This is a genomic window from Antarcticirhabdus aurantiaca, from assembly GCF_009765365.1.
Taxonomy (GTDB): domain Bacteria; phylum Pseudomonadota; class Alphaproteobacteria; order Rhizobiales; family Rhizobiaceae; genus Antarcticirhabdus; species Antarcticirhabdus aurantiaca.
This window is the reverse complement of record NZ_VTOM01000005.1, coordinates 1-15,184: the sequence shown is the minus strand read 5'-3', so window position 1 is coordinate 15,184 and position 15,184 is coordinate 1. Positions and strand designations below refer to the sequence as shown.

General features: G+C 62.1%; 11 protein-coding genes, 1 tRNA gene and 1 pseudogene. 11 read left to right on the top strand and 2 right to left on the bottom strand.

The window, feature by feature from the left end; genetic code table 11:
• The first annotated feature begins 50 nt into the window (after positions 1-50).
• The 9 genes and pseudogenes from FZN60_RS07125 (at position 51) to FZN60_RS07085 (ending at position 11,362) form a co-directional block, all read left to right on the top strand.
• Positions 51-1,298, top strand: coding sequence for a YeeE/YedE family protein (locus FZN60_RS07125; protein ID WP_158872583.1), 1,248 nt, complete (start codon positions 51-53; stop codon positions 1,296-1,298).
• 143 nt (positions 1,299-1,441) lie between these two features.
• Positions 1,442-2,451 (top strand): annotated as a pseudogene (gene tauA, locus FZN60_RS07120) (taurine ABC transporter substrate-binding protein).
• A 111-nt stretch (positions 2,452-2,562) separates the two neighbouring features.
• A complete protein-coding gene (locus tag FZN60_RS07115) occupies positions 2,563-3,357 on the top strand; it encodes a taurine ABC transporter ATP-binding protein (protein WP_158872581.1) in 795 nt (264 codons plus the stop codon).
• Complete coding sequence (locus FZN60_RS07110) at positions 3,354-4,208, top strand: ABC transporter permease subunit (protein ID WP_158872579.1); 855 nt, start codon at positions 3,354-3,356, stop codon at positions 4,206-4,208. Before FZN60_RS07115 ends, FZN60_RS07110 begins: the two co-directional genes overlap by 4 nt.
• Before the next feature lie 313 nt (positions 4,209-4,521).
• Positions 4,522-4,598 (top strand) — tRNA-Arg (locus tag FZN60_RS07105).
• A 97-nt stretch (positions 4,599-4,695) separates the two neighbouring features.
• On the top strand, positions 4,696-6,480 hold the full coding sequence (locus FZN60_RS07100; protein WP_158872577.1) for a site-specific integrase: 1,785 nt from the start codon (positions 4,696-4,698) through the stop codon (positions 6,478-6,480).
• Between the two features lie 358 nt (positions 6,481-6,838).
• On the top strand, positions 6,839-9,754 hold the full coding sequence (locus FZN60_RS07095; protein ID WP_158872575.1) for a hypothetical protein: 2,916 nt from the start codon (positions 6,839-6,841) through the stop codon (positions 9,752-9,754).
• Positions 9,751-10,230, top strand: coding sequence for a response regulator (locus tag FZN60_RS07090; RefSeq protein WP_158872573.1), 480 nt, complete (start codon positions 9,751-9,753; stop codon positions 10,228-10,230). Before FZN60_RS07095 ends, FZN60_RS07090 begins: the two co-directional genes overlap by 4 nt.
• Complete coding sequence (locus FZN60_RS07085; RefSeq protein ID WP_158872571.1) at positions 10,208-11,362, top strand: phosphorylase family protein; 1,155 nt, start codon at positions 10,208-10,210, stop codon at positions 11,360-11,362. Before FZN60_RS07090 ends, FZN60_RS07085 begins: the two co-directional genes overlap by 23 nt.
• 408 nt (positions 11,363-11,770) lie before the next feature.
• Here FZN60_RS07085 and FZN60_RS07080 read toward each other — a convergent pair whose 3' ends face one another.
• On the bottom strand, positions 11,771-12,343 hold the full coding sequence (locus tag FZN60_RS07080) for a hypothetical protein (RefSeq protein ID WP_158872569.1): 573 nt from the start codon (positions 12,341-12,343) through the stop codon (positions 11,771-11,773).
• Positions 12,344-12,457: 114 nt separating this feature from the next.
• The gene (locus tag FZN60_RS07075) at positions 12,458-12,838 is read right to left on the bottom strand and encodes a DUF3768 domain-containing protein (protein ID WP_199266509.1); all 381 of its coding nucleotides are present in this window, start codon (positions 12,836-12,838) and stop codon (positions 12,458-12,460) included.
• 575 nt (positions 12,839-13,413) lie between these two features.
• Between FZN60_RS07075 and FZN60_RS07070 the strand changes: the two genes are divergently transcribed.
• Complete coding sequence (locus tag FZN60_RS07070) at positions 13,414-14,424, top strand: hypothetical protein (protein WP_158872567.1); 1,011 nt, start codon at positions 13,414-13,416, stop codon at positions 14,422-14,424.
• Between the two features lie 287 nt (positions 14,425-14,711).
• Entirely contained in the window at positions 14,712-15,086 is a 375-nt protein-coding gene (locus tag FZN60_RS07065; RefSeq protein ID WP_158872565.1) for a hypothetical protein, read from the top strand.
• Positions 15,087-15,184: the final 98 nt, after the last annotated feature.

The window sequence follows — 15,184 nt, the reverse complement described above, 5'->3', positions numbered from 1 at the left end:
CGTCCCGGACCTCGCGCTCGTCTGCCGCGTCGATCCAAGGGCCGTCCACCATGAGCGCAGCCATCGAAGCGCGGTCGCGTCCCTCGCTGCCGGGCCCGGCGCGGCTCGGCTCCGCCCTGGCGCTCGCCATCCTTCTCGGACTGCTCGCGGGAGGTCTCGCGCTGGCGCACGGCGGCTTCGAGGACGGGCTGGCCCTGGCGCTCGCCTTCGGCACCGCCTTCGGCCTCGTGCTCCAGCGCTCGCGCTTCTGCTTCTACTGCGCCCTGCGCGAATGGCTGGACGAGCGCGAGCCGGACGGGATCCTCGGCCTTCTCGCCGCGCTCGCGAGCGGCGCGGTGGGCTACGCCCTCGTCTTCGGCGCCTGGCTGCCCGATCCCGCGACGGGTCGCCTGCCGCCGGACGCCTTTATCGGTTCCCTCGCCTGGACGCTGGGTCTCGGCGGCCTCGCCTTCGGCGCGGGCATGGCGATCTCCGGCTCCTGCCTGTCGGCCCACCTCTACCGGCTCGGCGAAGGATCGCCGACCGCTCCCTTCGCGCTGTTCGGCGCGCTGATCGGCTTCGCGCTCGGCTTCGCCAGCTGGAACCCGCTCTTTCTCGCCTTCGTGTCGGAAGCGCCGACCGTCTGGCTGCCGGCGTGGCTCGGCTATCCCGGCTGGCTCGCCGCGACGCTGATCGTCATCGCCGCACTCGCCTGGCCGGCGCTGCTGCGCGCTTCGCCGCGGCGGGCAGCGGCGCGCGACCGGCTCGCGGCGCTCGCGGCCGATGCCGGCACGCCGGCCCTGAAGCCGCTGCGCGCCGTCTTCGCCGCGCGCTGGCCGGGCTGGCTCGGCGGCCTCTTCGTCGGCGCGATCGGCGCCTTCGCCTACCTGCGCGTCGCGCCCCTCGGCGTCACCGCCGAACTCTCCGCCCGGGCCCGCGACCTCGGCACCGCGGCGGGCCTCGTGCCGGCCACGCTGAACGGGCTCGACGCCCTGCGCGGCTGCGTCTCGATCGCCGCCGACATGCTCCTGTCGAACAACGGCGTCTTCGTCCTGTCGCTCGTTGCCGCCAGCCTCGCCTCGGCGCTCGCCGCCGGCGAATTCCGCCCGAGGACGCCGCGCCGCAGCGAGGCGCTGCGCGGCGTCCTCGGCGGCGTCCTTCTCGGCTGGGGCGCCATGGTGGCGCTCGGCTGCTCGGTCGGCACGCTCCTGTCCGGCATTCATGCCGGCGCCCTGTCCGGCTGGGCCTTCGGCGCCGCGATGATCGCCGGCATCGTCGTTTGGCGGGCCTTGGAGCGGCTTGTCCGCCGCGGATCCTGAACGCGGAGGTGCGCCGGGCATTGCCAACGCGGAAAACCCTTCCGCGGCGCGACCCGAAAACGCTCGTCTGTTTCTCTACAAAAACCATCGACAAATAGATGATGATCCCGTTGCGAACCGATCGGGATCGAGGGGACCCAAGCATGACGACGCTGACGAGACGCGCGCTGATGGCCAGCGCCACCTTCCTGGCCATGGGCTTCGGCCTCGGCCTCCTGCCGGCGCGCGCGGAAAGCGTGACGGCGGTGATCGCCTGGCAGCCGATCGTCGAGCCCTCCCGCGTGCCCCAGGCCGAGGGCGCCTACGAAAAGGCGACGGGCGCGAGCATCGAATGGACCCGCTTCGAGAGCGGGGCCGACGTCGTGGCGGCGATCGCGTCCGGCGCGGTGGACATCGGCTATGTCGGCTCCTCGCCGCTGGCGGCCGCCGCGAGCCGCGAGCTTCCGATCGAGACGATCTTCGTGGTCGGCCTCATCGGCCCGTCCGAGGCGCTGGCCGTGCGCGGCATCGAGAAGCCGGAGGATTTGGCGAACAAGACGATCGCGACGCCCTTCGTCTCGACCGCCCATTACAGCCTTCTGACCGCCCTGAAGCACTGGAACGTCGATCCCGCCTCGCTTCGGATCCTGAACCTGCGCCCGCCGGAGATCGCCGCGGCCTGGGAGCGCGGCGACATCGACGGCGCCTATGTCTGGGACCCGGTGCTCGCCGAACTCAAGAAGACCGGCAGCGTGCTCGCGACCTCTTCGGACGTCGCGAACTGGGGCCGCCCGACCTTCGATGCCTGGATCGTGCGCAAGGAGTTCGCCGACGCTCATCCCGACGTCGTGCGCAAATTCGTCGAGGTGACGGGGCAGGCCTAGGCCGCCTATCGCGCCGACCCCGCGAAATGGGGGCCGACTCGCCCGAGGCCGCCGCGATCGCGCGCCTCACCGGCGCGGCGCAGGCCGACGTTCCGGCCCTCCTCACCGGCTACACCTTCCCCACCCTCGACGAGCAGGCCGGCCCCGACCTCCTGGGCGGCGGCACGGCAAAGGCCGTGGCGGCGACGGCGGCCTTCCTGAAGGAACAGGGCAAGATCCCCGCCGTCCTCGACAGCTACGCCCCCTACGTCACGACGCGCTTCGTCGAGGAAGCGCACGCGGCGAACTGAGCCACCTCGGCGGGACGAGCGCGGACCTTCCTCCCACCGCGCCCCCGCCGTCATCCGGCCGGCGTCCCTCCCAAGCGCGCCGGCCGGTCCCTTTTCCGACGGATGCTTTCCATGTCGCTTCATCTCGACGGCGTGACGCTCGCCTATCCCCCCGCACGCAGTGGGCGCCGCGACGAGCCTCCGGTTCTGCGCGACCTGTCGCTGGCGATCGAGCCCGGCGCCTTCGTCTCGGTGATCGGCCGCTCCGGCTCGGGCAAGACGAGCCTTCTCAACCTCGCGGCCGGCTTCGTCGCGCCGAGCGGCGGGAGCGTGCGGGTCGACGGCGAACGGGTCGAGGGCCCGGGCGCCGAGCGCGCCGTCGTGTTCCAGGACGACGCGCTGTTTCCCTGGGCCTCGGCCCGCGACAACGTCGCCTTCGCGCTTCGCCTGCGTGGACTGCCGGGCGCCGAGCGCCGGACGCGCGCCGAGGCGCTTCTCGCATCCGTCGGCCTCGCCGGCGCGGGCGATAAGGCGATCTGGGAACTGTCGGGCGGCATGCGCCAGCGCGTCGGCATCGCCCGCGCGCTCGCCGCGGAGCCGCGCTACCTCCTGATGGACGAGCCGCTCGGCGCCCTCGACGCCATGACGCGCGAGCGCATGCACGAATTCCTTCTCGGCATCTGGCAGCGAAGCGGCGCCGGCATCCTCCTCATCACCCACGGCATCGAGGAAGCGCTGTTTCTGGGCACCCGCGTCGTGGTTCTCGCCGGCCGGCCCGGGCGCATCATCGCCGACATGCCCGCGTCCTACGGGCGGCGCTTCCTGCGCGGCGAGCCGGCCCGCGCCATCCGCGCCGATCCCGCCTTCGTCGCCGACCGCAACGCGCTCGCCGACATGATCCACGACGAGGCCGAGCGCGCCGCATGAGCCGAACGACCGCCACCGTGCTCGTTTCCCCGACCGAAGCCGCCGAGGTCCCGCCGGTGACCGCGGCCCCCGCGCGCCGCCGTCCGCCATTGCCGGTCGCGGCCATCTCGGCGGCGACGCTGTCCATCCTTGTCGGGCTCTGGTCGCTGGCCGCCTGGGCGGGCTGGGTCTCGAGCGTCTTCCTGCCGTCGCCGCTCGCCGTTCTCGAAGCCCTCGATCTCGCCGCGCGCAGCGGCTTCGCCGACGCGTCGCTGCTCCAGCACACCCTCGCCAGCCTCAGCCGGGTCTTCGGGGCGCTTCTCGCCGCCCTCCTCGTCGGCGTTCCCATCGGGATCGCGATCGCCACCTCCCGGATCGGGCGCGGCATCTTCGATCCGATCGTCGAGGTCCTGCGGCCGCTGCCCCCGCTCGCCTACCTGCCGCTCGTCATCATCTGGTTCGGCATCGGCGAGGCCTCGAAGATCCTGGTGATCGGGCTCGCCATGGGCCCTCCCATCATCATCGCGACGGCGGCCGGGGTGCGCTCGGCCTCGACGGACCGCATCCGGGCCGCGCGTTCGCTCGGCGCCTCGCCTCGGGACGTTCTGCGCTTCGTCGTCATGCCGAGCGCCGTGCCTTCGATCCTGACGGGCGTGCGCATCGCGCTCGGTGCCGGCTGGTCGACGCTGATCGCCGCCGAGCTCATCGCCGCGCCGCGGGGCCTCGGCACCATGATCCAGGCAGCCGCCGGCTTCCTGGCGACCGACATCGTCATAGCCGGCATCGTCGTCATCGCGGCCATCGCGATCCTCTTCGAGGCCGCGCTCCGCCGCCTCGAGCGCCGCTTCGTTCCCTGGGCGACGCGCCTGTAAGCCACGTTCGGGCTCCCTCGCCCCGAAGGCACGCCTCGCCCGCGGCCCAGGCAAACCGCAACATCTCATCGAGCGGCCGAGACGGTTCGCACCCCCTGCGCATCGAGGGCATGCCCCACAGAGCCCACCATCATGACCGGACGAAGCGCCGGCTACCGCGTGCCTTCGCCCCTGCTCGGAGCCTCCCTGGGCCCGTCTGGAGCGCCTCGCCTCCCCGCACCCGGCGCCTTCAGATTCTCGCTTGCAATCAGCCAAGCAAGCGTCTACATGCTCGCCAGCCGGCTTCGAACGACGCTTCGCAGCAAGGCAGTAGGCGCCCGTAGCTCAGCTGGATAGAGCACCAGACTACGAATCTGGGGGTCAGAGGTTCGAATCCTTTCGGGCGCGCCACCTTCCTCGTAAATCGTTGGAAGCGCTAAAGCACTGTCGCCGCAGTCGCTTACGCCTCATCTCGTGCTACATTCGTATGCTACGAAGGCGCTCAGAGATGGCTCGCATGAAGTACGTGCAGCGGCGCGCGAACCGCTTCGAGTTTCGCTTTCCCCTTCCCGACGATCTCGCCGGCCACCCGCATCCACATCCCTGGCCCGACGCGCTCGCCTGGCTCGCCAATCCGCGCACGGGACGCTTCAAGACCGAGCTGATTCGCTCGCTCGGCACCAACGATCACCGGCTGGCCGAGCGGGCAGCCCTGCCGCTGATCGCCGACGCGCTGCGGCTCGTCGACGTCGCCCGCCAGGCCTTGGTCGGCGAACCACCCTCCGAGCTCGCGCCCGGCATGGTCGAGACGCTGGCTCGCGAGTTCGAGGTCAACCTGCTGTCGAACGACGAACACCTGCGCAAGCGAGGCGTCGGCTGGAACATCGCGGCCGACAGGATCGCCCCGGACGGGCTCGGTATGACCGACGACGATCTCGCGGCCTACGAGGCGATCACAGCCTCTCTCGACAAGCGCACGCGGCGCGACTTGGCCAAGATGCGCGGAAGCGAGTTCCTGCAGCAGTGCATCAACCACTCCGTCCAGCGCATGGGGATTGCTCTTCATCCCGACGATCCTGCCTGGCGCGAGCTCGAGATCGCCTTCATGAAGGCCCAGCTGCGCGCCGTCCAAGGCATCCAGTCACGCCTTCAGGGCGAAGTCGTCGAACCGCCAGCCGTGCCAGCGAGCGGCCACGTTGGCGAAACATTGTCGAGCGCGCTGGAGAGCTGGGCGCGCGGCGGCGGACGAGCCGCGCGCAAGCCGCGCGACAACTCGGTCGCCGAAGCTCGGCGCGCGGTGCAGCGCTTCATCGAGCTGAACGGCGACCTGCCGCTTCGCTCGATCACGAAGGCGCACGGCCGGCAGTTTCGCGACGCACTCGCACGCGTTCCCAAGTCCCTGCCCCAGAAGCTCGCCAAGCTGCGGCTGCCCGACCTCCTGAAGAAGGACCTGAGCGGCTTCGAGCCGCGCAACGCGCAGACCATCAACAAGAACCTGAACCTCGTGGCCGGCATCGTCACCAAGGCGGAGAAAGACGGGCATTTCGAGGATCTCCCCTCCTGGTCGAACCCCTTCCACGTCGCCTTCGACATCTCGCACATGGAGCGCGACCACTACGAGCCGTTCAGCGTCGACGAGCTGAACAGGCTGCTGGCCTCGCCCGTCTATGCCGCAGGCAAGCGGCCCCTCGGCGGCAAGGGTGAAGCCGCCTATTGGTTTCCGCTGATCGCGCTGTTCTGCGGTGCCCGGCGAACAGAGATCGCGCAGCTGAAGGTCAGCGATGTGCGGGAGGGCGACGGCATTGCCTTTCTCGACTTCAACGACGAGGGCGAGGACCAGAACCTGAAGAACCTGTCCTCCGCGCGCTCGATGCCGATCCATGACGAACTCGTTCGCCTCGGCTTTCTCGACTTCGTCGCTGAGCGCTCGCAGCGAGCTGGACCGGCTGACGCATTGTGGGTCGGCTTCGAGCCGCCGATTGACGACAAAGCCAAGGCCTGGACGAAGTGGTTCGGCCGCTACCTGGGCAGCCACGTGGTCGAGCACCCCTCCAAGACGTTTCACTCGTTCCGCCACACTTTCAAGCGCGCCTGCCGAGAAGCCGGCATCAGCGAGGAGATCCACCACGCCTTCACGGGACACAGTGGCGGCGGTGTCGGACGCAGCTACGGCCGCGTGCGGCGAAGCGACGGGTCGATGGACCGGGGCGTGTCGCTGACGCGGCTGAAGCTCGAGCTTGACCGCATGAGCTATCCTGGCTTGCAGCTGCCACGGCGCTCAGTGGCTAGCTGACGCAGCCGCCACCGCTGGCGTTGCACACAGCTCCACCGAACGACGTGCCGGGCTTCCTCCCCTTCGCCATATCTCCCAAAAAGCAATTGATTTGACCGCGCCACGGCCGCTGGCGTATGGCGTGCCCCACATGATACCCCGCGTTCTGGAAAGATGCAGTGGCACGAAGCTGCACGGCAGTGCATCATCGATGCCGGCGGTATCGACTGCGCTAGAACATCCTCGGCGGTCCTCCGCCGTCGAGCTTGAACCGGTCCCCAGATCCCACGCATATTGCAACACCGATGACATCGATTCCTAAGCAGGCTCCATTTTTGGCCTCCTCCTCGCTCTTAAACGTCGCATATGGCAGCCTGACGTGACGATCCACAGCATTTCGAATGGCAGAGTTCGCAACCTTCTGCGGGGCTTAGTTGTCGCGGACAACACAAACGCTGCTCGCCAAACACTGGCGAACTTAAGGAAGTCAGCAAGACCAGCCGAGCTATACGAAGTGTTTGCGTACATCCGTTCCGATGCAAAACTTAGACGAACCTTACTAGTAGACGATTTTCCAAAATCTGCGCGCGCTTACCTGGACATCATGGATGTTCCCTCCGAAGGAACATCCAAGGAGCTGGCTGTAATTATGCCGGCAGTGCTTGAGCAACAGGAAGCCTTGACCCGATTTATAAATAGCGTAGGCGCACTGGATCGGGCGATTTTCAATGGATCTGCATCTGACGTCTACGATGCGATCAGGAAGGCAATGCCAACCTACGGCTTCTCACTAGTTCTGCTTAAGCGACTCATCAGCGCGAAATACTTATTCCAGCATGATGACGCCATACAGAGTCAAATACAGGTCTATCTCCAAAACTACAATTTCAATAAACGCGACATTGTTGCAGTCGCGATTGAAGATGCGATTGATCCTCACCGCGGTTACAGCAACGTTCGTCGAGCTTTCATAAAATTTATCGCGGGAGGCCGCCTTCGTTTTCCTGCCTCTGAAGTGATAGCCGACTTTTTCGAACCAGACGCCGATTCGCCAGACATTTTTGCCAGACGGCTTCAGGCATTCAGCGTATTCTCGTTGCCAGACGCTGTATATTATCTTCTTTCGAGCAACATAGTGCAAGAAGATGGATGTTTAGCCGAACTTCCCTCATCGGTACGTATGCCCGGCCAAGTGCTCGATGCCTGGAAGGACGCTCACAGCGATTTCGAATCCCATCGTTTCCTTCATTCTTCAGAAGACGAAGACAAATTTGCTGAACTTACCTTCTTAAGGCATACCTCCTCCTGGATTGATTATCCCTCAGTCCGCCGCTATAGGAAATGGATTGAGTCAGCAGTGGGACACCGTTTCAGCGCACGTAAGCGGCAATCACATCTTGCTGCCTACGATAATCCTTTTGCTGCGGCACGTGACATAGCTGCTTTGGCCAACAACCCAGTGCAGACGCCCTTAAATATCGAAAACATCGACGCATCGTTGGGTGGGTGCCTTCACCGAACCATCGCTCTAATGCTGATGATAGAGCGTGAAAGTCAGAGCTGCGCCCTAGATGGCATCGGGCTGCTTCAGTTGCTGGATAAGACTGTTGATGTGGCACTCCTCACTACTGCAAATGAGCTTTCAACATTTTTAGGCTCAAAATCTTATGATGATTTGTTCGAGTACCTGCGAGCTGCACTGCTTTTCGACTCCACTGAAACAGAAAGGCATGCGCATGCGCTTAGAAAGGCGACGCAGAGAGTCGTGCTCTCTCGCTTCAATGGAGATATAACCCAGTTTCTAGATTTTCTGCAGAGCAGTGGGAGTCATGTCGGGGCTCATTTTTTCCATACTGCTAATGAGCAGTTCCTCGTTCGCTTGTACGACCTATACCCGACAGCAGCGGATGTTACGAACGCTCGAGTCTCTATGCTTGAGTGGTACTCGCAGGTGACAGATGATCCGCCGATGCATGATCATGCAAACGTTCTGCGGCTAGAGAGCAAGCTCCGCCAAGTGCGCGGTGACCTGGATGAGAATCGGATATACGTTGACAGTGCGCGCTATTTGCAATGGTTATCCGAACAAGTTCTTAGTGAATTGAGGGATTTGGTTCCAATCCTGGCTGGATGGCACCAAGAGATCACGGCGACAACCGAATTTAGAAGCGAGATAGCTCGTCTTCAGGACCCGCACGCCCGCCTGGTGTTCATTATAGATCGAGCCTACAGGGAGTTCTGCGCCAACAAATTTTATGGTGTCGACTCCTATATTGGACGTCGCATAAGGCACGGTACGCTTCATGGGGTGATGGTCACCGACGTGCGGCGGATGGCTGAAGAGCTGATAGGTTTCTGTCAACTGAACGATCACTCGTTCTCGCAATATGTCGCGCAATGGCTCAAAACCTACGAAAACAATGTAGAGGATCTTGGCGAAAACATTTTCCGCATCAGATCGGACGAGAAGCCAAGGGGCGCAATTGACCCAACCATAGTCTCTCCGGATAAGACCGCATCAACCAACCTAGCGCTGAAGACGATCCAGACATCATTGCAGCAAGAGGGCGGACTTCGAGTGGCGCAAGGAGCGATTCTGGAGTTTTGCTGGATAATACTGGAAACCGACTTAGAACGTATCCGCAACGATTTACGTACTCTCCGCCAGAATCTCATTTTAGATATTTCTGCTGAAGGCAGTAGCAGCATCGAGGGCCGGCAGAAAATTGTCGTCGATGCGATTAGAGACATCAATGATCTTGTAAACCGAAAATTCCAATCACTTATAAACTGGTTCAGTCGCCCGCCGAATGTGTCTCCATCTGCGACATTGAGTCTATTGTTCCAAGCGGTATTCAAGGAAGTTTCGGAGTCCTTCGCGCACAAGCGAGCTATAAGTGTCGAGCTCGGTGAGACAGGCATAAATCTGTTTGGACATCGATATCACTACATATATGACATCCTGTATGTTCTTGTGCACAATGCAGTTAAGTATGGACGCGATGATGGACGAGTTAGCTTCGAGGTGACGAACGAGTCCAAGGGAGGCTCAACGGCAAGCCTTGTTCTCTCCGTGCAGTCAGAATGCGACGGCGATAGCTCCCTGGACCATGCGAGAACTCGCATCTCAGAAGCTATGACTGCTGACATCGAAGGAGCTCTCGTGCAGGTGGGCTTCACAGGTATCCGAAAGGTGCGCACGCTGGTTGCGTCCGTTGATGAGATACAGGAGCTGACTGTCGCTTTCGCGGGGCGATGCGTTAGATTTGAAGTCGCACTCAATATCAAGACATGAGTGCTTCGCTGCAGATCCTCATCGTTGAGGACGACGACTTCAAAGAGCAGGAAATTCTGTCGGTGGTTCGTTCCATTTGGAGCGAAGCGGCCGTCATGCATGCTCGTTCGGTGCAGCAGGCGGTACTTGCGATCAATAGTCAAATATTTCAACTGATTGTGTTAGATATTGCCCTTCCGAGTCATGACCTTGTTCGTGGCGGCGGTGCTCCCACCTCTATGCCGGCTGGTGGTGTAGAAGTTCTCCTGGAGCTTAGTTACCTGGGCCGAAGCGACGCGATTATCATTGTGACGCAGTACCCAGAAGTCGAGATTGAGGGTCGTTTAGTTGCCCTCAGGAAGGTAGCATCTGTTGTTGCTGAGGAGCTTGGGTGCTCAGCGATTGCGGCCATACAGTTTCGTAAAAATGATTCGATGTGGCGAGCCGCATTCAAGAAAGCTCTGGAGAAAGTTCGTGGTAGCAATCCTGCTCGTTGAAGACTCAGCTGTGAAAAGGGAGCGGATCCGTGAGTTCATAGATCAGTCATTCCCAAGGGGTGCAACGATAGATGAACGGACCAATTTCGCTTCCGCGCGTAAGGCCATTTTTGAGCGAAGATACGACCTCATCATAGTCGATATACTTCTGCCTAGGCGTGATGACGAGGGTGAGCCGCAAGATGTAAGCGCGGATCTGTTAGAAGTACTGCTAGATAGCGCTTATAACAAATCGACTTCTGCCGTTGCGGTTACCCAGTACAAGTCTCTAGCTGAGAATGACCAAAAGGCGTTCGCCGCAGCGGGGATCGTAGTGGTTCATTACGAGATTGATCGTGATAACTGGAAAATCGCGCTCAACGTCATCTTTCAAAGGCTCAAAGTTGGCTACCAATTCGACTTTCTTGTATTCTGTGCCTTAGAGAAGGAGCGTGAGGCATTCAGAGCATCCCAATGCCGTATTGGCGAACTTGAGCAGATCGAAGGTTTTGATTGCTTACACATATCAATAAATGACTATAACGGACTTTGCATCAAGTTGCCGCGTATGGGGATTGTCGACTCAGCCGCAGTCGCGGCTAGTGCAATCGCCAGATTCTCACCAGAGGTGGTTGCTGTTTCGGGTATCTGCGCCGGGTTCAAGGACGAAACTTCGGTCGGGTCGCTCTTGATCGCCGATACGTGTTGGGAACATCAATCTGGTAAATGGAAGGGCGACGAGTTCAAGATGGAGCATTATCAGTCTAATCTCGGAAATCGAATTCGAACAATGCTGAGCCAGTTCGTTGAGCAGGGCGGATCGTTTCTCGATGAAAAGCGCAACCTCATATCTGAAGATAACGTGATTAACCAGCCGGTTAAGCTTGTTCCGTTTGTAACTGGATCAGCGGTCATCGCTTCGTCCGAAAAGATTGAGGAAATCAAACGTCAGCATAGGAAGTTAGCGGGGCTGGACATGGAAATGTACGGTGTTTATCGCGCATGCGAGATCAGCAGCCCGGCACCGGAGTTCTTCGGGGCGAAGACGGTTGTGGATCTAGCCGATGAAGCCAAAGGTGATAAATACCACGTATATGGATCGGTTCTGTCGGCCAGGTTCGTTGTTCGAGCGCTAGCGCGGGTTTTTGACTGAGGCAGAATTCGAGTGCACTTTGGACTGGCCTCACGCGCCAGCTGGTGTTTGACGTCACCTCCAATGCGAAGCCGAGCGGGGTGACGGCAGGCTCGGCGCATTGAGGCCTTGATGTATCACCATGGCGGCGTCACCCCCTTTGGGGCCAGCCCATGGCGCTCATACCGAAATTTGATTCCAGGAGGAGATTGGCGCAGAGCTAATCCTCGGATTTCTACCCTGAGAAACGCAAGCTGTCAGCACCAGGCAAAGCTCGTGAACGTTTAGGCGTGGAATCGTTCCGACGTCAACAGGTATCGTAGGTACCAACTACTCACCTTAAGCGGGGCAGGCCCTGGCTGGTGCCGTTGCACACTTTGACGAGGGTTACGGCCATCTTGAACGCCACACCAAATCGGATGGGCGACCTCATGACCTGACGTCGACGAGCAGGATGGCTCGAGCCCGGATGATATGCTCCCGGCGCCCAAGACGCGCCGGCTCATGGGTCATCCGGCAGTTGGCGATGCTCACGCGCGAGAAGCCGTAGCTGTCGAACAGCTCGAGCGTGGCGGTCCCGACCCACCGGAGAACGCTCCAGTGATCAAGGTAGCCTTCAAGGGGAAGGATGACCGCTGAGCCCGGCTGGTCGATCAACGTGGACAGACGAGCCAGCGCCTCTTCGAGCGGCGGCCTCTCACGGCGCTTGGCGAACCGCGCGACCGTGATGCCGATGCCGTGCTCGTCGCTCATGTGTTGGGCTGCGACCCCGAGGATGGCGAGGAGCGGCTTGGTGTGGATGCCGACGGTGGTGGCGGTGACCGCACCGATCTCAACATCGGCCGACGCCACCATGACGCCGAAGAGATGAGCCCAATCTTCGATGCTGAGCTCCTCGCCCCGGCGGCCGAGCGCCAGCCGTATGGCGTTGATGGCCGCATAGATCCCGCACAGGGCGTCGAGCTCGCCTTGTCGAAATGGACGTAGCCGCCGCAGGGTCACTGGCACGGCTTCACGTCGCTGAGGCTTTGGGGAAGGTGGTGGGATCTGGATAGAAGGACGGGGACGGTCCCGCAGGGGGGCCTGCTGATCGGAATGGGCCGTGTCGCCCATGGCTCAGCACTCGTCCGCGCGCATGATGGTCAACACGCGCCAGGTCACGCCCGGGTCGGCCGCGTCGGGCGAGCAGCTGAAGCGGCGCTGATCGTAGCAGTCGATCCTCCAGAGAACCCGCACGCCGTGAACCACGAGGGTGCCGAAGTCGTGCAAACCATTGTGCTCGTCCTCGGCGGCGAAGTCGTCGAAGCGCGCGATGGCGTCGAGGACGTCCTCGACTCCGTCCGGGCCAAGGGCCGCGATGCCGGCCGTGATGATGATCGAGCAGCCGCGGCGATGAACGCGAAGGTCGTCGTTGAGGCGGCGAATGCGCTTGATGATGCCGTCGAGCATGAGCAGCACGTCCGCAAGGGACGTGTCGGGGTGTCGACGCTGAGTCATTGTGAGCTTCCTTGAGGTGGATGACCGCACCTGCCTGCCGCGCGCGCCTACTCGCGCCGGCCGATAACGCCAGCCGCTCAGGCAGACCGTGTTGTTTGAGAGAGTGGAGGTGGAAAGTAGATGCTCGGAGCGGCGTCATGCTCCGATCCGGCTCGCAAGCAGCAGTCGCTTGAGCGAGCCGGCCGCCCTACCGCGTCCACGCTCGACGAGTGTAACTTAGTTGAGTGTTGATACCATACCAAAGGTTGCGGCGTGATGCAAGTTCAGGAGGGTCATCTGGCATGGATCAAGGTGATCCTGACCGGTGCCCGAAGGCGGCCGCGGCCACCCTCCTGATATAATTTAGGGTCTAACGGCGGCATCTTGGTGCGGTGCGCAGGTGTGCAGTTGCTATTCAAAGCGAAAGAAGGAGCGACGCCGACCAACTCCGTAGGTGTGCGGTCGCCCAACCAATGCCCCTTCCGCACCCGCGCGCCGATATCGTCGCCACACCACGTATGGCCGGGTGCGTATCCTTGGACAGCGCTTATGATGCAAAGTCAGCGCTGAACCGATCAGGGCGCGCGGAGGATACGATGTCAGAAGCCTCAGACGGCCATGCTGAACCTGAACTGCACACCGCAACCTCGGCGACGGCACATACGCCACCAACTAGCAAACGAAGTCGCCGTCTCCGGTTTCGAGTCGGGTACCGGAGTGCACCGCGCGGCTACCTGAACCTCGACACAGCGCTTGATCAACTCGGTTGGAAGCTGTCCGGGGAAGCGTGGGAGCAGGCCTTGCTGATCCCGCATTTTCCACTGCAGCGCGAGACGCGCAATCGGCGGTTTTGCCACTATGATTTTGCTCGAAAGCATCCTCACAGGCTGATCAGCACACCAGTTATCCCGCGCACCCTATCGCGCCGGCGCGTACTCCGGCGGGCGGACCGCATGTATCGACGTGTTCGTGCTCGCCTGAAGCATGCCATTGAAGCCGACCAGGTCGAGGTGCGTCTTCTCACTCCTGACGGACAGCTCCTCGGTTTGCCAGAGAGGGGTGCCCTCGCCGTGCAGATGAGGCGGGTGTTCTACACCGGGACATACCGCCTTCGCCTCAAGGGAGCCCGGGTGAACTGTCGCGTCCTTATCGACAAGGACGGGTTCCAGGCCTGGATAAATACGGATGGACGCCCTCCTCCCTCAGGTGACCGCCAAGCCCGAAGTCAAAGCTCAACGCCCGAGCAACGATTCATCCGATTGCTACCGATCATTGCGGCGGCGGCTACCCAAGGAGGATTCAGAGTTAAGTCGGAGGCGCTCAAAGAACTTCTTCGGGACGTCGGCCGTCGCGTAGCCATTGAAGGCAAGCTAACAAAGGCAGGCATCAATCGGCTCTGGGGTCGCGAGGAGTTACAAGGGATCAAACAAAAACCCGGGTGCCCCTCCACGGAAAATGAGAACAAATTCACGGCAGCTAAGCCCGAAATAATCGAAAAATTAGCCCAAGAATATTGTCGCCGGTACCCGCTTGCGAAGCGTCTCAAGCCGCAGGAGCCGGACAGCCGGCCCTCACCGGACGCGTCGACCGCAGTGAAATCGGAGTAATCTAAATCCACCGGGAGATATAATCCCATCCCCTATTAGGGGGTTTTCCCATCGGTAAAATTGGCCGCGTCAACAAGGAATGGCGCGACAATGACACACACGATCAACGGCCGGTGGTCACACCGGAAGCATGACAACTGCGCCGGCAATGGCCAGCGGCGATATAAGGGTGCCCGACCGTCAGCCGTACTCCGACGCTGCACGCCGCCCTCCAACACCGCATTCCTGAGCGGAGGGGTGACCGATGCCCCCTCTCGCGTGGAATACAAAAGCGTTGGGAGGCGGGCATGAGCGGCCGGCCCACCCCGATCCCGCCCGCCTACAATTTGCGGCGCTACGTACGAGACGGCGTCGATGCGCGAGGGCGCGCGGTCAAGCGCTTTGAAACTTACGGCGCGGCGCTCGCCGAACGTGCGACGCGCATCAAAACCCTACGATGGCAGGGCGAGCACGCGGCTCAAATGGTCGCGCTGGCGCTTGAAAATTGCCAGCACCGCCAACCCTGTCGCTCGCTGGCCTGTCCGGTCTGTGCCCGTCGTCGCCGGCTGGAGACCGGTGCTGCGATCCTGGAGTTTCTAGAGTCCTATTCGGTCGAGGAGCTGCAGTTCGTGACGCTGGTCGATCCTCGGGATCGGTCGTGTCCCAGGTGGTGGTGTAGCTGAGAGGCGGTCATCGGCGGTTGCCGGTTAGGATCGGGTTGCGACAGCCAACCCCGAACCGAGAGACCACCGATGACCGACCCGATGATGGCCCTGCGGGG